At 45.3% G+C, this 22,025-nt stretch carries 5 protein-coding genes; all 5 read right to left on the bottom strand.

Annotated elements, in window-relative coordinates:
• Window positions 1–18 precede the first annotated feature (18 nt).
• From siiE to siiA, 5 genes are read right to left on the bottom strand one after another with little or no spacing between them, the layout of a single operon-like run.
• Window positions 19–16,704, bottom strand: coding sequence for a non-fimbrial adhesin SiiE (gene siiE, locus ACLJRH_RS13600; RefSeq protein ID WP_023137210.1), 16,686 nt, complete (start codon window positions 16,702–16,704; stop codon window positions 19–21).
• A 16-nt stretch (window positions 16,705–16,720) separates the two neighbouring features.
• Window positions 16,721–17,998, bottom strand: coding sequence for an SPI-4 type I secretion system protein SiiD (gene siiD, locus ACLJRH_RS13595; RefSeq protein WP_001081935.1), 1,278 nt, complete (start codon window positions 17,996–17,998; stop codon window positions 16,721–16,723).
• Complete coding sequence (gene siiC / locus ACLJRH_RS13590; RefSeq protein ID WP_023137211.1) at window positions 17,995–19,314, bottom strand: SPI-4 type I secretion system protein SiiC; 1,320 nt, start codon at window positions 19,312–19,314, stop codon at window positions 17,995–17,997. Before siiC ends, siiD begins: the two co-directional genes overlap by 4 nt.
• Complete coding sequence (locus tag ACLJRH_RS13585) at window positions 19,304–20,692, bottom strand: MotA/TolQ/ExbB proton channel family protein (protein WP_000875198.1); 1,389 nt, start codon at window positions 20,690–20,692, stop codon at window positions 19,304–19,306. Before ACLJRH_RS13585 ends, siiC begins: the two co-directional genes overlap by 11 nt.
• The gene (gene siiA / locus ACLJRH_RS13580) at window positions 20,689–21,321 is read right to left on the bottom strand and encodes an SPI-4 type I secretion system auxiliary protein SiiA (RefSeq protein WP_000389240.1); all 633 of its coding nucleotides are present in this window, start codon (window positions 21,319–21,321) and stop codon (window positions 20,689–20,691) included. Before siiA ends, ACLJRH_RS13585 begins: the two co-directional genes overlap by 4 nt.
• Window positions 21,322–22,025 lie beyond the last annotated feature (704 nt).

Raw genomic sequence — 22,025 nt, 5'->3', positions numbered from 1 at the left:
GGTGAGGGGTCTCCGTTATTATGCGTGTTCTTCTTGATTATCTACAGGTAACGTAACTTCATTAACGGCGAAAACATCAATAGCGCCGTTATTGTTGTGCCCTACAGAACTCGTTGAAGGGGAATCATTAATATCATCCTCGGTCTTTCCTCTTGCATTCATTGCGTTCACAATATCCGCCGAGGAGTGATCGACTGAGAATGTTTTCTCCTTAATCAGGAAATCATCGTCCTTATCAAGGAATTTCACGTCCATAGTATATTCACCATCTTCCAAAGATAGCGGAACTTCGAATATTGCTTTCTGGTTAGTTATCGGCAGAGTAAACTCTTCTCCTTCAAACATAACACTGACATTAACAATATTCTCAGGTACTGATATTTCAAAAGAAGGTGTCTGACTAATTGAACGATCTATTTCATCCCCAGAGTCAGCATTTAACAATGTAATACTATAGGCTGTCTCCTTCACCACGCTTTCTTCCGCCGCAGACGGCACTGTACGAAGATGCGTAGCGCTTTCGGCATTCACTGTTTCAGACTCCGGTGGAGTAACCGCTGTTGGCGTGGCGTCATCGCTCGCATCGTCATGCTGGCTATCCGCTGTTACCGTCACCGTTGAGTCAACCGTCACCTCCAGCGAAGCAGATTGCAGTGAGTTCCCCGCGCGATCCACCACCGTCACGCTCAGCGTGTAGGTACCATCATTCCAGGCGGCTGGCGGCGTGAAGGTCCAGCCATCCGCGCCTTGCGTCGCCTGATAGATGTCTGTCACGCCATTATGCGTCACGTTTACGGTCACCCCGGTCACGTCAGCATCAATATGCTGCAGCGTGAACTTAGGCTGGGTGTGATTGTGATTCGTCACGTTATCGCTGTCTGAAGCGCCATTGCCTTCACCTGCTGCCAGCGCAATCTCCGGCACGGTCAGCGTACTGTCGATCGTAACGGTAATGGGTAACGAGTTTTTCTGATTACCCGCGGCATCGCTTGCGATTACCGATATCGTATAGGAACCATCAGCTAACGGTGTACCTGGCGTAAAGAACCAAACGCCATCGGCATTTTTTTCAGCATTATATACGGTCCCATTGATATCGACCTGAACGACCACAACATCGCTTTCCAGATTCCCGATAATAAAGGTAGGCTGATTATCTCGCGTAATATTATCGCCCACCGTACCACTGTCTGAGTCTGGAGATAATGAAATAACAGGAGTCTCTTTCATGATATCGAGAGGGACATCATCACTCCGGTTACCAATCGCATCCACACTCGTAATGGTAAACTTCCCTTCCGATGGATACGGGATCGCCATACTCCATTTACCATTATCAGGAACGGTTAACGTATAAGTATTCCCATTACTATCGGTTATTATTAGCTGAGATTTGGCTTCCGCCGTCCCCTGCATAATAATTAGATCGTTGACAATATCTGAATAAGTTACGACCGGAGCGTTTGGCGGCGTTCGATCAATAAATATTTCATGTACCTCTTCCTTACGGTTGCCTGCGTTATCCTCAATACTCAAAGTGATATCGTATTTCCCTTCCGGAAGCTGATCGGTCGATAACTCCCACTGCCCATTAGCCGCAACGACAGCGGTTGCCAGCGTGACCCCTGCCACGATTAATGATACCGTAGCGCCAATTTCCCCCATACCTCTCATGGTAATAGTGGAGCTATTACTCCACCAGTCCGTTTTCGATGATGATTTATTGTCATCAAGCTCGCTGGTAAATACCTGGATATGCGTATCGACCCAAATGGAATACTTTTCCTGATTTACGTTACCAGCACGGTCCGTAGATTTAACAGTGATATCCAGCTGGCCTTCTGTGAAATAAAGCGGGTTCACCGGCATCTGCCAGTGGCCTTTGTCATTAACCCAAACTTCCCCTACATTTAAGCCATTAATGATGATTTCTATTTTGCTATTGGGCTCGGCACTGCCACTAAACAATAAGTTACGTGTCGTGTCCGTTATATATATTTTGCCATCACTACCGGTCATCTCTGCTAACGTTTGTCCACCGATAGAATCAATAGCGACAGGCGTCGTATTTAAGGTATCGATAGTAAAGTTTAGCGTTTTCGAGGTAGCCGTGTTGCCTGCTTTATCGGTGATAACATAATAAATGCTATGGGAACCATCGCCCAACGGTGACTCAGGTCGATAAACTTGATTTCTGTCCGTCACCGTGATCGTATCGACTAACACCCCATCAATGAAAATCTGAACACTCTGGTTCATTTCTCCATAAATACTAAACGCAGGCCGGGTTTGACTCGTTATACTATCATTACTGAAAATACCGTTATCAGAACCTGCCATCATAACAGGATTATCGATAAACGTACTGGTATCTATCGTGACGAGTAAGCGAGGCGATTCTGCCGTATTACCTGCCGGGTCTTCGGCAACCACTCGGATAGAATATTCACCATCTTTTAACGCATTATCAAACTGATAGGACCAGGTTCCATCTTCAAGCACAAGAACATTTGCCACGATCTTTTCATCCACATAAATATGGATTGTGGCTCCCGCTTCTGCGGTGCCTACTAACACAGGCTTGTTGTGACTAGTAATCAGATCGTCAAGTGAACCAGAGTTGCTCGCATCTTCAAGGTTGAGCGTTGGGAAGTCGGTTGATGAATCGACATCCACGCTATAATCCTTGCTCACTTCAGTGTTGCCAGCAACGTCAGTAATGCTGAAATGAATATTAAACGTACCATCATCTTGCAGCAGTATCGGCGCGCGCCATGTGCCATCAGCCTCAACCATAACAACGTTGACTAATTTACCATCGACAAAGATGCTGACCTGAGAACCAGCCTCCCCGACACCTGAGACTGACAACGCCCGGTTATTAGAGAGGGCCGGTAATGAATCTTCATCAATGTCAAAGACAGCAATTTGAGAATCGATTGTCACGGTTGTAATCGCAGACTCAACCCGGTTACCAGCAGTATCCGTAGCAACAAATTGCACCTGATACTCGCCGTCGGCGCTATTTGCCGGCATGGTATAGCTAATATTACCTGACGAACTCGCCTCTACTGTGCCTTGTAACACACCATTAATATAAACCTGTACCGTCGCGCCGGGATCGGTCATGGCAACCAGTACCGGAGACTTATTATTGGTAATCAGATCATATTTATCACCGCTATTAGTATCCCGACTTAATGAAATATCGCTGATTTCAATCTGCGTATCATGTTCTATCAGGATATCTTTTTGTTGGCTGTTGCCCGCTTTATCTTCCGATACCACGACAAAGGCATTACTACCTTCACGCAGATCTAATTCTGCGCTCCATCGACCATCATTGCCTACCACCAGGGTAGCAATAACCACCCCCTCCGGATTCCTGATGGTTAAAGTACTTCCGGCTTCGGCAGTACCATCGATGGTGACATGAGATTTATTGGTGATCCAGTCGCCAACTTTGCCACTGTCATCAGCTTCGCGTAATACCACGGTTAACGGCGAAATTACCGTATCCAGTATCACATTCTGCGGACCAAACTCTCTGATATTGCCGGCAACATCTTCAACTTTAAACGTTAATACATAATTACCGTCATTACCCAAAGCAGGTAATACTACGCCCCAGTGTCCTGCGCCTGTCGTATAAGCAATCGCTTTTTCAACGCCATTCACAAAGATAGTGATTTTGCTGTTTGGCTCACTGGTGCCGCCAATCTCCGGCGTCACCGTATTGATATATCCGCCCTCATGCATTCCAGATATATTCCATACCAGTTCAGCAACCTCGGTATCGATAGTGACATCAACGGCGGTGGAACGCAGTTCGCTATTATCGCGAGGGTTGACGATACCCACCTGGACGACATAATGGCCATCTTTCATTTCCGATAACTGGAAAGTATATCGACCCGCTGTATCCGCTGTCGCCTCGCCGACCTTCACGCCATCCACATAAATACTCACAATCGCATTAGGTAACGTGTTCCCAACCAGGGTCGGCGTTTTATTATTCGTGGTAAAGTCTCCTAAGGCACCACTATCGCTCTCCTCGCTGAGCTTTATGGTTGGAGGCGTGACATCAATAACAGGTATTACGACAGGAAAGTCGACCTGCGACGATTCATTACCCGCTTTATCTTTGGCAACAATGCTCACAACATAGGAGCCTGGCGCTAATACTGATGGCGGCGTCCAACTCCATTCGCCATTCGCATTGGCGTTTGCCGAGCCGACCACTTTCCCATCCCACTGAATCATAATCGTCGAGAACGCTTCGGCTAGCCCTTTGAACTCAGGACGCAGGCTGGTTGCTTCATACTGATCATCAATAGATGGATCCGAAAGGCGAATGGTAGGATCGATCGTAACCGTATCGATAGTGAATCTTTCCTGCGTTTGCGCAGTATTTCCCGCGACATCTGTTGCGACGACGTTGATGGTATACATGCCATCCGGCAGTATATTCGGCGTCACACTCCAGTTGCCATCGGCGCCAACCGTAATCGTGTGTTTTAGAACCTCCCGACCTGACTTATCATCAACAATGGTAATCACCAGTTTCGCATTAGGCTCCGCAGTACCTTCGAATTTGGGATTTTGCTTATTCGTAAGGTTATCGCTATTGGAGCTGCCGGTATCAGACGCTGGCTCCATTCTGACACTGACGCTTGTCGTGGTATCAATGGTAAAGGGCAGCTTAGTTTCAGAAGTATTTCCGGCAATATCTCTGAAGACAACAACGGCTTCATATACGCCATCGTTTAACGCAACGGGAACCTGAAATTCCCAGAGGTTATTGCCATTTGCCGTAACCGGATAAGAAACGCCGTTAATTCTGATTACAACAGTATCAATATCGGCGGGTACATTGCCAATAACGAAACGTGGTTTAGTGACACTCGTAATATTATCAACAGCGCTTTCGCCAGTATCATCCGCATCCAGCAAATCAATACTGGGATCAGAAACAATAGTGTCTATTGTGAATGATACCTCTTTGCTAATTTTATTACCTGCGATATCTTCAGCCACTATTTCTATTTTGTAAGTTCCATCCACTAACGGTGTATCAGGGGTAAACAGCCATTTATTACCTGCCCCCTGAGTCAGTGTGCTGGATTTCCCGTTTAAAATTACCGTCACGCTCTGCAGCGGTTCTCTGGCTGAAATTTCAAAACGTGGAGAGGTAATATTCGTAATACCATCCGTAGAATCCTTTCCGGCGTCGTCCAGCATCACGACGCTCAGGCCGTCAATCTGCGTATCCACGGTGAAGCCCAGCGTGGAATTTGCCGTATTTCCTGCCCGATCCGTCGCCTGGACATGGAGAGTATAATGACCATCAGGCAATGCGCTACCTGCAGTAAATTCCCACTGCCCGGCCGCATTTTTACTGATAGGCGTCCAGTTTACGCCATCGAAAGAAACCAGCACCGATGTCACATCATCAGGCGTTGCAATTTCAAAAGAGGGACGGGTAGCATTGGTGACATTATCGTGATCGTTGACGCCGCTATCTGTTGTTAACGTAACACTGTCAATCTGAACCTGCGTGTCGATTTCAATCTGCAGTTCGGCCGATGTTTTGGTATTACCAGCAATATCCGTTACGGTAACAGAGATCGTATGCTGACCGTCAGACAGCGGTTGATCCGGCGTAAAGGTTAAATTCCCCCCTGTGTTTTCAATGGTGTAATCCCGACCATCAATATGAACCACAATGTGTGATACATCATTATCGACATTACCGATAATAAACACCGGTTTGTTAATCCTGGTAAGATTATCATTAGTATCATCACCAGTATCATGGGTGGGATCGAGTACAATTGTCGGCTCTCGCAGAGTCGTATCAATCGTAAACTGCAGCGTTTCTTGCGCAACGTTGCCAGCGATATCAGTCACATCAACCAAGAGAGTGTGTTTCCCATCAGGTAATGCCGAACCGACATTAAATATCCAGCGGCCATCCCCTCCTTTTGTGAGTTCAATCCAATTAGCGGCGTTATCGATTTTAACGCGCACATGGGTAATATCATCAGCGGTAACAATACTAAACTGCGGCTTGTCGACTTTGGTAATGTTATCTACATCGCTATCACCGCTATCTGTAACCAACGTGACGCTTTCAATTTCAGCCGTCGTATCTATCACAACAGGTAATGGTTTCGATGTCGCGGTATTTCCGGCCTTATCTTCAACCGTAACGGTAATATTATAAGAACCATCCGGAATGGCATTGCCTGGTGTAAATTGCCAACCAGCCCCAACCTTAGTCGCGTTATAATCATGACCATCAATCGTCACCACGACTTTAATAACATCGGGGTCAACATTACCAATCGTAAAGGTGGGTCGTGAAATATTAGTGATATTATCGGCTGTATTCGCTCCGGTATCTTGTCCTGCGTCTAAAGCAATAGTCGGAACCTGTATATTAGTATCGATATTAAATACTAAATCTTTATTCGCAATATTACCTGCCTCATCCGTGGCCTCTACGCGAAGGGTATATGTGCCGTCAACCAGAGTATTCGGACTGTCAAAAATCCATTGTCCGTCGGCATTTTTGCGTATCACATTCCAGTTAGCGCCACCATCCAGGGTTACGCGTACCTGGATGACATCACCGGGAACGTCAATTCTGAATGACGGTTTGGCAACATTCGTTAATTGATCATTCTGCACGCCAGTATCATTAAGCAATACGATATTGTTAATGGTTGTCGTGGTATCAATACGCACCTCTAACGGCGCAGATTCTTTTACATTCCCCGCCAGATCTTCCACCACAACGGCTAACTGATATGAGCCATCAGCCCAGCTCGCAGAAGGCGTAAAGCGCCATTGACCATTGGTGAATACCGCCGCTTCCTCGTGCGTTTTACCGTTGTAAGTTACTTTGACCATCACGCGCGTAACGTCAGAATCAACCTGGCGTATGTCGAACACCGGCCGATCGTGATTAGTGAGGCGATCGCCAACAGTACCGCTATCTTCGCCAGCTGCCAGTTCAATCACCGGCGTAGTCAACGTACCGTCTATCGTCACCTTTAAAGGCGCGGATGTTTGCTGGTTGCCTGCCACATCTGTTACCGTCACGGTGAATGTGTAGCTACCGTCCGCCAAAGCAGAATCCGGTCGATAACGCCAGCCGTCGGCTGATTCGGTGAGTACCACCGTTTTAAACGTGCCGTTATGCTCAATACTCAATTCCACGTGTCGAACATCTTTATCGATACTCCCCAACACAAATACCGGCTGAGTGACACTGGTCAGATTATCATTCTTATTCTGTCCGGTATCCTGATCGGGCGCTAGCTCAATGGTTGGCGTCAACAACGTGATGTCGATAGTGAAATCGAGCGTCCCCGTCATCTTATTACCCGCACCGTCAGTCACTTCCACGATCAGGGTATGCTGTCCCTCTGGCATATCCGTCGGCCAGGTGTAATCCCAAATGCCAGCCGTCGAACTCTTGATTGCAGTAACCCAGGTCGTGCCGCCGTCAATACTCAGAAGAACCTTTTCCACATCATCCGGTACCGAGATCTGGAACTGCGGACGCACATGTTTTGTGATATTATCGCCAGGGACGCCGCTATCGTTGACTAATTCAATATGATCAATGGCTATTTGCGTATCCACTGTCACCGTCAGCGGCGTAGACGGACGCGTATTTCCCGCCCGATCCTCCACTGTCACCGTCAGCGTATAATCACCGTCGCCCCACGGTGCTGGCGGTGTAAAGCTCCATCCTCCAGCCCCCTGTGTCGCAGTAAACGAGGTTGTCGTTCCATTATGCGTGACGCTGACTGTAACGTTGATAACATCCGAATCGATATTCTGCAGAATAAAGGTCGGTCGGGTGCGATTGGTCATATCATCGCCAGGCGTACCGGTATCATCCGTGCTATCCAGCGCAATGGTCGGCGTCGACAACCGGGTGTCGATGAAAAATTCAAGCGTTTGCGTCGCCGTATTGCCCGCTCTGTCGGTGACCATGACGGTTAGGGTGTGTTTTCCATCGCCCATATCCGTTGGCCAGGTATAGCCCCAGACGCCTTCGATACCCTGCGCCGCGCTCACCCAGTTTGCGCCGCCATCAATGCTCAGTTGCACAGAATTCACATCCGCCGGCACCGTGATCTCAAACTGCGGACGGGTGCTGTTAGTTAGATTGTCATCCGGCACGCCATGATCATTGACCAATGTAATATCAGTAATGCTGGTTTGCGTATCTACCGTCACTATCAGCGGCGTGGACTGACGAACGTTTCCTGCGTTATCCGTTACCTCTACCGTCAGTGTATAGCTACCGTCCGCCCAGTCAGCATCTGGCGTAAAGCGCCACTGTCCTCCAACCTGGGTTAGTGTCACTTCCTGGCTATTGCCGCCCTGTGTGATCCGCAAAATGACCGATTGCGCATCGGAGTCAATATTGCCAATGGTAAAGCCCGGTCTTTTGACGCTCGTAATATGATCGCCAATGGCACCTGTATCGTCCCTGCTATCCATAGTGATGGTAGGCGTTGACAGCCGGGTATCAATGGTAAAATCGAGCGTCTGCGTCGTCTTATTTCCCGCCTTATCGGTCGCTTCTACCGTCAGGGTATGTAGCCCGTCGGTCACATCTTTCGGCCAGGTGTAATCCCAGATCCCTGCCGTGCCCTGTGTTGCACGAACCCACGTATTACCGCCGTCGATACTCAGACGTACCTCGTTGACATCCCCTGGCACCGTGACGCGGAAGTGTGGACGAACGTCATTGGTCAGGTTGTCGCCGGGAATACCGTTATCATTAACCAGTTCAATAACATCGATGGTGATTTGGGTATCAACCGTGACCGTCAGCGGCGCCGAGTATTTTACGTTACCCGCTTCATCCTCCACCCTCACCGTCAGCGTATAGTCGCCATCTGCCCATGTGCCGGTCGGTGTCACGCTCCAGATGCCGGTCGCGCCTTTGGTGGCCGTCAGCACTTCTTTCGTGCTGCCATGCTGCACCTCAACCGTGACATACCGCGCGTCTGCGTCAATATTACCCAGTAAAAACGTCGGCTTATTCGCGTTGGTCAGGTTATCGCCTTTTATTCCGCTATCGTCCGTGTTGTCCAGCACGATAGTCGGTTCTGACAGTAGGGTATCGATGATGAAGTCCAGTTTCTGCGTCGTCTGGTTTCCCGCCTTGTCGGTCGCCTCCACTGTCAGGGTATGCTTCCCCTCTCCCACATCAGCCAGCCAGGTATAATCCCAGACGCCCGGCGTCGCGCTCTGGGTAGCGTTGAACCATGTCTTGCCGCCGTCAATGCTCAGGCGCACCTCGTTAACATCCGTCGGTACCTTCACCTGGAACTGCGGACGCACGTTATTAGTCAGATTATCGTCGGGAATACCGCTGTCATTGACCAGTTCAATGTTATTAATGGCGATTTGCGTGTCCACCGTCACCGTCAGCGATGCCGAATGGCTGGTGTTCCCCGCTTTATCTTCGACTGACACACTCAGGGTATAATCGCCCGCCCCCCATGATGTCGGCGGCGTAAAGGTCCATCCGCCTACACCTTTCGTGGCGTCAAATGTGGTGGTGACGCCGCCATGCTCCACGCTGACCGTAACGCGAACGGCATCATCATCAATATGTTGCAGGTTAAATGTCGGCTGGGTGCGATTAGTCATGTTATCGCCCTGGATGCCGGTGTCGTCCGCGCTATCCAGTACGATGACCGGCGTCGACAGCGTGGTATCAATAGTGAAGTGGAGTGTCTCCGTCACCGTATTACCCGCATTGTCAGTCGCTTTCACATTCAGCGTATAGTCGCCATCCGGCACGGTGCCCGGCCAGGTATAATTCCAGACGCCCGGCGTCGCGCTCTGTGTCGCCTTAACCCAGGTCACGCCACCGTCAATGCTCAGACTGACTTCGTTAACGTCCCCCGGTACCGTCACGCGGAACTGCGGATGGGCGTCGTTAGTCATATTGTCGCCGGGAATACCGTTATCATTAACCAGTTCAATAGCATCAATGGTGATTTGGGTATCAACAGTGACCGTCAGCGACGCTGAGTGTTTTTCGTTCCCCGCCTCATCTTCCACCCTCACCGTCAGCGTATAGTCGCCATCTGCCCATGTGCCGGTCGGTGTTACGCTCCAGTTGCCGGTCGCGTCTTTGATGGCCGTCAGCACTTCTTTCGTGCCGCCATGCTGCACCTCAACCGTGACATACCGCGCGTCTGCGTCAATATTGCCCAGTAAAAACGTCGGCTTATTTACGTTGGTCAGGTTATCGCCTTTTGTTCCGCTGTCGTCCGTGTTGTCCAGCACGATAGTCGGTTCTGACAGTAGGGTATCGATGATGAAGTCCAGTTGCTGCGTCGTTTTGTTTCCCGCCTTGTCGGTCGCCTCCACTGTCAGGGTATGCTTACCCTCTCCCACATCAGCCAGCCAGGTATAATCCCAGACGCCCGGCGTCGCGCTCTGGGTAGCGTTGAACCACGTCTTGCCGCCGTCAATGCTCAGGCGCACCACGTTGACATCCGTCGGTACCGTCACCTGGAAGTGCGGGCGCGCTTCATTGGTCAGATTATCGTCGGGAATACCGCTGTCATTGACCAGTTCAATATGGTCAATGGCGATTTGCGTATCGATGGTAACCGTCAACGGCGCTGAGTGGCGAATATTACCCGCCTCATCTTTCACCGTTACCGTCAGCGTATAGTCGCCATCAGTCCACGCGCTGCCGGGTACAAAACGCCACTGCCCGTTAGTCTGCGTCAGCTCCACCTCCTCGCTGTGACCATCGCGCATCACCTGCACGACGACCTGAGTCACGTCAGAATCAATACCGCCGATAATAAAACCCGGTGTTTTAACGTTAGTCTTATTATCGTTGGCGGTGCCGCTATCATCTGCGCTATCCAGCGTGATGGTCGGTGTCGACAATGTGGTATCAATGATAAAATTGAGCGTTTCCGTCGCCGTGTTGCCTGCAACATCGGTTGCTTTCACTGTCAGGGTATACGTATTTTCGACCAGATCTGTCGGCCATATATACTCCCAAACGCCGTCGGGCGTCAGCGTTGCGTTAACCCAGTTGATGCCGCCATCAAGACTCAGTTGCACAGAGTTCACGTCCGTCGGTACCGTAATATGAAACTGTGGACGTGCTTCATTGGTCAGGTTATCCCCGACAATACCCGTGTCATTAAGAAGTTCAATGCGATCAATAGACGTTTGCGTATCGATAGTCACCGTCAGCGGCGCAGAATAATTTGTATTACCCGCCTTATCTTCTACCTTTACCGTCAGCGTATAGTCGCCATCGGTCCAGGCTGCGCCCGGCGTAAAGCGCCACACACCGCCGTTCTTAATCAACTCTATCTGTTGGTTCTTACCATCATGCGCCACCGTCACCACCACTTTGGTCACGTCGGCGTCGATATTACCGAGGGTAAAGCCTGGCATCTTAACGTTGGTGATGTTATCGCCAGCGGCGCTATCATCCGCACTGTCCAGGGTAATAGTCGGTTCTGACAGCATGGTATCGATGATGAAGTCCAGTTTCTGCGTCGTTTTGTTTCCCGCCTTGTCGGACGCTTCCACCATCAGGGTGTGAGGGCCGTTAGCCACATTCGTCAGCCAGGTATAATCCCAAACGCCCGGCGTCGCGCTCTGCGTGGCGTCAAACCACGTTTTGCCGCCATCAATGCTCAGTCTTACACCGTTAACATCCGCCGGTACTGTCACCTGAAAGTGCGGGCGTGCTTCATTGGTCAGATTATCACCGGGGATACCGCTGTCGTTAACCAGTTCAATACGGTCAATGGCGATGTGCGTGTCTACTGTCACCGTCAACGGCGCGGACTGCTTCACATTTCCGGCCCTATCTTCTACCTTCACCGTCAGGATATAGTCGCCGTCCGCCCAGTCGCTGGTCGGCGCAAAGCGCCACTGTCCGCCGGTCTGAACCAGTGGCACCTCCTGTTTAATGCCATTGTGCATTACCTCCACTGTTACCCGGCTGACATCGGTATCAATATTGTTGAGGGTAAAGCCCGGCGTTTTAACATTGGTGATATTATCGCCCGCGATGCCGCTGTCATCTGCGCTGTCCAGCGAGAGGGTCGGCACAGACAGAGTGGTATCGATGGTGAAATCGAGCGTCTGTGTTGTCTTATTTCCCGCCTCATCGGTCGCTTCTACCGTCAGGGTATAGCCTCCGTCGGCCACATCATCCGGCCAGATATAATCCCAGCCGCCCGGCGTCGCGTTCTGGGTAGCGTTGAACCACGTCTTGCCGCCGTCAATGCTCAGGCGCACTACGTTGACATCCGTCGGTACCGTCACCTGGAAGTGCGGACGCACGTTATTAGTCAGATTATCGTTGGGAATACCGCTGTCATTGACCAGTTCAATGCTATTAATGGCGATTTGCGTGTCCACCGTCACCGTCAACGATGCAGAATGGCTGGTGTTCCCCGCTTTATCTTCGACTGACACACTCAGGGTATAATCACCATCCGCCCACGCCCCTGTCGGCGTAAAGCTCCATCCGCCTACGCCTTTCGTGGCGTCAAATGTGGTGGTGACGCCGCCATGCTCCACGCTGACCGTAACGCGAACGGCATCATCATCAATATGCTGCAGGGCAAATGTCGGCTGGGTGCTATTCGTCATGTTATCGCCCTGGACACCGGTATCGTCCGCGCTATTCAGTACGATGACCGGCACTGACAGCGTGGTATCCACCGCGAAATCGATGGTCTTCGTCACTGTATTGCCTGCTTTATCAGTCGCTTCCACCGTTAGCGTGTATTGACCATCTGCCAGGTCTGTCGGCCAGATATACTCCCAGCTTCCTGCCACGCCCGGAGTTGCCTGAACCCACGAATTACCACCGTCAATGCTCAGACGGACTTCATTGACATCCGTCGGTACCGTCACACGAAAGTGGGGACGGTCGTCATTGGTCATATTATCGCCTTTCACGCCGCTATCGTTGACCAGTTCCACCCCATCAATGGCGATTTGGGTATCGATAACGACCGTCAGCGGCGCTGAGTAGTTGGTATTTCCTGCCTTATCTTCTACTTTCACCGTTAACGTGTAGCTGCCATCCGCCCACGTATTCCCTGGTGTAAATAACCAGCTACCATTGAGGTGGGAAAGTTCGATCTCTTCGCTCACGCCATTGTGCATCACCTGTACGACGACCCGATGCGCATCGGCATCAACACCGGAAATAGCAAAACCTGGCTTATTGATGTTGGTCAGGTTATCGCCTGTAACCCCCGTATCATCCTTAGAAAGCAGGGAAATCACCGGCGTTGATACTGTGGTATCGATAGTAAAATCGAATACCGCGCTGTTCGCTTTATTACCCGCAATGTCCTCAACCTTGACATAAACCTGATGCAAGCCTTCCGTTAAATCTGAAGTAAAGGTATAGGCCCATGAACCATCAGGTCGTTGCGTGGCAACACCGATCTGCGTATCAGACGCGGCATCCCATACCTGAACACTGATAATGTCCGGATCAATATCTTTTAGGTGCAAGGTAGGTTTAACGATATTCGTTAAATTATCATCTGAAATTCCCGAATCTGAATCCGGGCTCAATGAAACTATCGGTATTGAAATAGCAGTATCGACGCTAATTAAGAAAGGATCCGAATGGGCAATGTTGCCAGCGATATCTTCAACTGAAGCGGTTATTCTATGATCGCCATCAACCAAACCTTGATCGGCTTTTAGAGTATACTCCCATCTGCCATCTTTATTTGTTCTGACCTCAGCGATCAGCGCACCATCAATATAGAGTTTAACCGTTGAATAGGGTGCAGCGGTTCCTGTCAGTGCAGGATTCTTTTCATTAATAATATGGTCTGTATTATCAACCCCCGTATCGTTGACCAACTCTATTGTTGGTTTTTGTGTTTGCGTTACGATTTGGAAATTATACGCTGATGAGGAGGCAGTATTACCGGCAATATCTTCTACCTTTACCGTTACGTCATGCGAGCCATCGGATAACGCTGTGGTAAATTGAAAATTCCATACACCATCATCGCCAGCAATAGCCTCGCCACTTAACACACCGTCAACATAGATGGAAACCTTAGCATTAGCTTCAGCCATCCCGGTAAACAACGGCGTATTAATTTTAGTAATCATATCGCCTTTAACGCCAGAATCAGCGCTATCATGCAACATAACAGTAGGGATCGGCGTAAAGCTATCAATGGTAAGCTGATAATCTACAGATGACGTTCTTCCTAAAGGATCGATGGATTCAACCGTAATCTTATAAACATTGTCAGACAGATTTCGGGAAATATCAAAATTCCAGTTACCGTCTGCATCCGCAGTCGTCACGCCTATCGTTTTACCATCAATAAGGATATTTACGGTAGCAAACCTATCCGCTGTTCCCAGTAACGTCAGAGCATTATGTTTATTGGTAATCCAGTCGCCTTTTGCACCGGAATCATCACTGGCATCGAGTTCCGCTTTTGGAGGTACAACTTCAGTTTGAATAGTAAAAGAATATTTAACAGTAGAGGATTTATTACCGGCGGCATCCTGAGAAATGATTTCAATATCATAGGCACCCTGAAGAAATTTATTACTAAACTGATAATTCCAGGTCCCGTTTGAGTCAACCTCAATGCTGTCATATAATTTACCATCTCGCATCAATAAGATGGTAGACTTTGGCTCTGCCGTACCGACTAAAGCCGGTAAATCATTCCCTGATAAAATTATACCATTCGGTAAAACAACAAAATCCTCCAAAGAAACTGTCGGAGGTACAGGGGCAACAGTATCGATAACGTAACTAAAGGAAAAATCCTTTTTGTTGCCAGCGACATCTTCAACAGTGAACGTAAGATTGTTAACCCCTTCCACTGAGTCGGAAGTGAAATTGAACGTCCATTCGCCCTTGTCATTCGCTTTAAAAATAACCTCTTCGCCAGTCTCACTATTTATGACACTGATAATAGCATTTGGCTCAGTTTTACCTGTAAAGGTTGGGCGAGTATTGTTAGTAACGTTATCTCCAACAATACCGCTATCATCAGTAGTTTCAATCTCAGCGCTGAAATAGCTGATACGGGTATCAATAGTAAAAGGCAGATTTGCCGTCGCTGAGGTATGCCCGGCAATATCAGTAGCTGTTGCTGTTATATTGTATTCGCCATCCTTGAGCGGCGTAGTAAGCGTATAGCTCCATGTCCCATCTTTAGCAACAATGACCTCACCAAGATGTTTAAGTCCAAGATAAATAGAGACTGTAGAACCGGGTTCCGCCACACCAATAAATGTTGGCAGGGTGCTATTTGTAATGCTGTCATTTTTAATGCCGGAATCACTACTATCATCCAGCTCAATCGTCGGCTTTTCCGGAGCAATGGTGTCGGTTATGATACTATCCGTCGTTTCGTTTTTATTACCTGCTTTATCTACGGCAACGACTTTTATACTATTTTCGCCCTCAGATAATTCATTATCTTTAAATTCATAACTCCAGTTTCCATCTTTATCGACATCAACGCTGGCAACCAGTTTATTATCTACATAAATGTCAACCTTGGCATTCTCTTCCGCCGTACCAACAATTGAAGGCGTCAAGGTCGGCGTTAAGCCCTTATGACCAGACACACTACTTTCAGGCGAAAGTTCAAATGTTGGCTTATCGGTAACGGAATCGATAGTAATGACAAGTTTGGCGCTACCGCTCCCATCAGCAGTCTTGGCCTCTGCCTCCAGATTGTATGTTCCATCAGTCAATGTTTCAGGCGCAGTGAAGGTGAAGTTACCCAAACTATCCGCTACAGCCTGACCGACAGCAATACCATTAATTTTAATAATGACCGTGGCATTGGGAGCAGTGCTACCTACAAACTGAGGTTTGGTAAAATTAGTTATACTATCATCTTTGCTACCGCTGTTACTCTCGGCCGCAAGCGCTAATGTGACTTTAAGCGGCTCTTTAACAGACTCGGCATCGAGCTTATTTTCCTCATTTTTACTGCTATTACTTTTGCCAGTGCTGGTATTTTTATTAATAGGTTGAGGAAGAACTTTTTCAGCATCGTTCTGTTTAGAAGCCTGCGTTGCTTTAGCCTGTGTATTTTGCTGGGAAGCATCGCTTTGCTGAGCCAGATTGTCTTTTGCTACATTGTCAGCCAAAAAGTTCTGCAGCATTTCTTCAATTTGCTTTGACGAGTTCTGTACTTCAAACGCTTCATTGAGCGCTTTTTCTGCAGCCTCCTTAGCTTTCTCAGCTTCTTCCTTCGCCTTATCAGCTTCTTTCTTTGCGTTTTCAGCCTCGTCAAGCTGCTTTTTTAATTCCTCTTCTTCCCTCTTATTTCGTCGTTTGCCATCACCTTTCTTTTCTACCTGAGCAGAATCAACCAATGAGCTGTCAATTCTCTCTAGTTGAATATCTTTTAAATCTACGCTGCCCAGAATTTTAGCGCCGGTAATAGTCTTATCTTTAAATTTAACAGCGAGGTTATTGCCTTTGATACTTGAATAAAGAGCGCCATTGACAATGATCACTGACCCATGCGGCGTCGTAATGTTCATGTCTGGCCCGGAAAGAGAAACTTTTGCGCCTTTGGCATTACCCAAAGAAGATAAATCAATTACAGAATTTTGATCGGCAAAAAACTTTTGTATGCTTTTATTTCCCATAATATTATATTCACTCTCAAGGTGTATCTAATCGTTTAGTATTAACGGGTTCTGAAAAGGCTTTGTCCACGCCTTTCATCAAGGGAGATAACAGGTATTCCATAATGCTGTGTTTTCCGGTAATTACACTGGCGTCAACAGTCATACCTGGTTTTAACCACCGTAAATCATCTTCATTAACATCGAATGCAATAATTACTTTATAATAACGCTGAATTGTTCCTCCGGTATTTTCCTCATAGGAATCAGGGCTAATATTATCGATAGTCGCATTATACGATTTTATCTTTGGTTGGATAATTGACTGGACATCCAGCTTAACGGCTTCATCTACATATATTTGGTCACGGTATTTGGGTAGTATTTTCACATCGGCCAGCATAGTCCTTACTTTTGGTTTTATTTCAAAAAGTAAGTCCGCCGCCTGAATCACACCACCATGAGTAGTGGCACTTTTATTGATTTTATAAATCACACCGTCAACCGGTGAATAGATATCCTCCTCATTTATCTGCTTCTCTATTACTTTTAATGTAGAGTTAACAACCTCAAGTTCCTGAAGATTTTTAGATATTATTTTAGATAAAGATAATCGCAATTCATTATTAAGCGCCTCAATATCATTAACAACCAGCTCAATATCATCTTTTTTTAAAGTGATGCTACTTTCAATATCATTAATTTCAGACTTAACTTTTATATACGCCTGTTTCTTGTTAAGAAAATTGGTATATGGGCTAATTCCTTTTTTTACCAGTGGGGAAAGAATATTTATTTCTTCGGCAAGCAATGCTAGTTCTTTTTCTTTCGAACTCAGCTTCTCTTGTAATCCGCTAATCTCAGAATCAAGAGAGGTTTTTTTTAACTCTTTAGCTCTTATCTGACTATGCACTAATTCAATATTCGCTTTTACCTCTTTATTGCTTAAAGAACGGGTACCATCCAGGGTAATCAACCCACTCTCATTTTCCTTATCAAGAATGAAAGATATTTCGTTAACATCTTTATCCAGATACCCTTTTTGAGTTCTATACCTTTGATATTCTTTTTGCAGATCAAGGTTAACGACCTTTGCAAGGAGTTCTCCTTTTTTTACAGTATCACCCTCGGCCACATAAATATCTTGTATCGTTCCTCCTTTAGAAAGAGATATTAACTGAGCATTATCTTTAGTAGTGATAACGCCCTGACCATGAACCACTGAATTAATTTCTATAAAGTAGGTAAGGATAATAATTAAGATCGTCAAAGAAATAATTATCATCATGAGATGATCGCTTTGTCTTCTATTCATTTCATTCCATTTAACTCACTTTCAGTATTTCCTTTTAAATAATCCATTAAATGAAAAATCAATGAGAGCTGCTGTAACTTTAAAATATACAGGCTATATTTGCTGTCGATCATGCTTACATATGCCTGAAATGCTTCATTACGGCTTGAAATTAAATCAAGCAAACTTTTTTGCCCTAACTGAAACTCCTGCTCATATAACTCAGTAAGCTGTAACGCGTTTGTATGTGAACGTTCCGCCACTGAGTAAGTCTCTTTTGCAGCGGTGTATTTTGAAAGTTGTGAATCAATGTTATAACGCGTTTTAATCAAAAAATCGTCAATTTGCAGCTTAGACTGCGAGTAACTTGCCACCATTTTTCTTTCCTGGGCTGAATTTCTGAACCCATTAAAAATGTTGAAACTGACATTGATACCCGTTTTGAATTCATCTTCATAATCACTTTTTTTGGCACTACCGCTCGGGTTATTCTGTACATAGCTGGAAACGAGATCTACAGTCGGAAAATAGGATGATTTTGCGGCATTAATATCTTCGGTCGCGGCTTTTCGGGTATTGACAAGCATCTTATAGTCATCGTTGTATTTCATCACCATGTCCATAAGTTTTTCAGGGCTTTCGACAAAGATATATTTTTTGAAGAGGTTGAATTTTTCATCGCTTTGAATCTGAACTGGTGATAAATTCAGACCAGTCATATTCTGCATTTTATACATTTCATCATCCAACATCGACTGATACATAATGCTTCTGGTATTTAATGCATCGATAGATACTTGTACTTTACGCATATCAGATTGCATCGCTACACCGGAAGATACCAGCAGCGAAAAAGTTTCCAGCATCTTTTTATAAAACTCTTTCTCAAGATTTACGCCATCAATCATTTCACGATATTTACTGATGTTGTAATAGGTTGTCACAACCTCCTGAGACACTATATTCTTTGTTTTTTCATAGTCAGTTTTACTATTATCTCTTTCGTATTCAGATTTCCTGATATTAGCCCCCCTCACTCCAAAATCCGTTATTCGGTATGATAAAGACACCTTATTTTCAACGTTTCTCTCGGTACCTGATGACTCTTTCCTGTTATTATTAAGGCCAGATGTTAGATCCAGGGTAGGATAAAGTGCTGCCCGTGAAAGATCTAAGTCACTGTTTTTCTTTTCAGTCTCATAATATGAAACAGCAACAGAGGGCTGATGCGTTAATGCGGCATTAACTAAATCTCTTAGAGGAATGACCGGAAGCTCGCTGGCGTATGTGCTTTGTGTAATAAAAGCAGTCGTCAGAAAAAACATCTTAATCTTCATTTTTTTCCTCCTTGTTTAACAAACGTTGCTTTACTATTTCCTGGTGCATAGATGTTATTTTTTCCATTAATGGCATATAGGTATCACGGTAGCTAACCATTTCAGCACTAATCTCTTTAGTATTGGCAATAATCTTTTTATCAGTAGCCGATAGATCGGATAGCGCTAAATGAACATTGTTCATATCCTCATCCATTTCTTTTCTCAGCCCATCGAGAGTATGAGAAATATCGGCACTGCCAGCGGCAATATCGTTTATGGTCTTACCATGTGAAAGAGATTCCTGATAACATTTATCAACTGATGCCATTATTGAATCATTCTTTTTGTCTATAATATTTTGTATTGTACTCATTGCCTCCAGTCGTGCATTATTATCAGCAAGCAGGATATTACCTTCAGATAAACGAGAGGTAATTGTTATTACACCGTCAGATAATTTTTTGAGATTTTCGTTACTGCTTACCAGATAACCATCAATCAGCGTAGAAAGTTGTTCCAGTTTTGCTGAGTTATCCAATAGCCGGTTTTGCAAAGTGACAAAGCTATCTGATAGCATCACTCGTTTCTTTTCTTCATCCTGCGTCCGTAAGTTTTCAACTGTCAGGTAGTTATCAAAAAACGCTTTAAACAACTCTTTAAATTCTACAAGCGTCTCTGATTCAACCCGCAGGCTTCGTTGTTTATTATTGGATCTGTTGCTTATGATTTTTAATTTTTTGATTTCCGTAGAAACAAGGGAATAGGAGCTGCGAACAAAAACACTTTGTGAGGTCAGGAGTATGGCGCAAACAACACCATAGATAGAAGATACAAATGCGGTATTCATCCCTTTCAATGGTTCAGAAAGCGACGCTACCATTGTCACGATCATATTGAGTGTATTACTTGCATTATCACCGCCAACATCTGATGGCGAGCTCAATAAATTCCCGATTGAACCAATCGTAATAGACAGACCCGCAAACGTCCCCAACAGGCCAACAAGCGTCGACACATTGCTACAACTCATAATAAATGACAATCGTTGGTTACGGGCGGTAGACACATTGTCATCTAATTCCATCAGCAAATTGAAATCACACTGTTTGGGTTCTCCGGAAAACAAAATCTGATTGAGGTTAGAAAGAATACTATTTTTTCTGCTGGCGTCCTGAGCTATTAATATGTCTTTTGCTGAAATATTTTTAAAAATAGTGAATAATGCACACAAAGAGCCTGTAATATAAATGGCAATAATGACTCCATTGTAAATTGCAGAAACCATAAAGTTATCAAAAACATACTCTCTTATACCGGGAAAAGATAAAGCGGAAAAAGGGAGTATGGCAAGGAAAAAACAGACAAACAAATAGCGGTAATGATTTATATATTTCACTCGGACACCTTTTTATTAATAGTCGTGATAATAGCTTTACTCGTTGTACTTGATGCTGCGGAGTTAACACTCATGTCAATAACTACATCAGGATATATCTTCTTAATCTCTTTCATTAAAATAATTCCCCGTTCATATCCCAGTCGTAAAGAGTCAGAGAAAGAGATGTCTGCCTGAGGAATAACCATTTCTATCAATAAATTACTATTGATTTTGTCTTCTAACCAAGCCTTTATTTTATGAGTGTCCTCTTCTGAAAAGCTTCTCAGCCTGCCATGATACGTAATAACAAGCTCATTTTTTGTAGATGTTATATCAATTTTCTGACCATCGGCGATATCGTATACTCCAACCTCCTTACCTGACATTGTAGTCATTCCGTCCGACACATCTTGAGTATTCACTTCCTTATTAACTATTTCATTAGGATTTGAATTGTCATTGGCTCCGCTATTTTGAGCAGTAGATTTAGTCTTATTCTCTATATTTGCTTTATAAACTTTAATTGAGTTGTCATACATAATAATCATATTATTAAGTGCAAACACCAACATAAGAAATATAAAAATGCACAATACCGTAGAGAATGTATCAACAAAACTAGGCCACGGATTACTTTCGTCTTCCATGTTGTCTCCTGATATTACATTGTGAATAAAATGTTTTTGTGGATTAGAAAGGATAAAGGATGCTCAACTTATTCAGAAAGTGAACGCTACCGCCCTTGGCTTCCTGCTACCAATACGCTTTATAGATTTCAGTTTTCCTACATCTCGTAATCAGAAAAATAAAAACAATGACGCCATTTTTATGCGCCCACAACAAAGATGAGTGCTTTAATTAAAAACACTCTTCATTTTTTTATTAGGTATACATCAATTATTGCACTAACTATATCTTCCCCAATAATAGGTATCGCATAAGCTCTCAGCTCATAAATAAAAAATAGTCATCAGCAAATTAAAACCACTCGCCGATAAATAGATTTGTTAGCTAATCATTGAAACTCTAAATCATTTTAAGGACATATTTCTTTTTAATACGCGTTATAATCATACGTATTTAATAAATTTGCCTCCAGAAGATAAAATGAATTTTCACAATTAAAACATAGGGTCATAGGGACTTCAATATAACTTAAATCATTAAAAATATAATAAGCGGGGAGTAAAAAATCAGAATTGCGTAAAAAAATACATAAATAAAACCATTTTTTATATAAAGCCAGCTATAAGTAACAAGTTTATCTTCAGCAATTAAAAATAAAGCAAGATGAACATATCATATTTGACCTCATCACAAGCTAAAGCAAACATTTAATTAACTATTGATA

This window comes from Salmonella sp. SAL04162 (assembly GCF_046551535.1).
Classification (GTDB): Bacteria; Pseudomonadota; Gammaproteobacteria; order Enterobacterales; family Enterobacteriaceae; genus Salmonella; species Salmonella enterica.
The sequence above is the reverse complement of the archived record's forward strand: the minus strand, read 5'-3'. Positions and strand labels throughout refer to the sequence as shown.

What these genes read in the sequence shown, in the direction of transcription:
- siiE (WP_023137210.1), bottom strand. Translation starts at nt 16,704, where the DNA reads ATGGGAAATAAAAGCATACAAAAGTTTTTTGCCGATCAAAATTCTGTA.
- siiC (WP_023137211.1), bottom strand. Translation starts at nt 19,314, where the DNA reads ATGAAGATTAAGATGTTTTTTCTGACGACTGCTTTTATTACACAAAGC.
- siiD (WP_001081935.1), bottom strand. Translation starts at nt 17,998, where the DNA reads ATGAATAGAAGACAAAGCGATCATCTCATGATGATAATTATTTCTTTG.
- siiA (WP_000389240.1), bottom strand. Translation starts at nt 21,321, where the DNA reads ATGGAAGACGAAAGTAATCCGTGGCCTAGTTTTGTTGATACATTCTCT.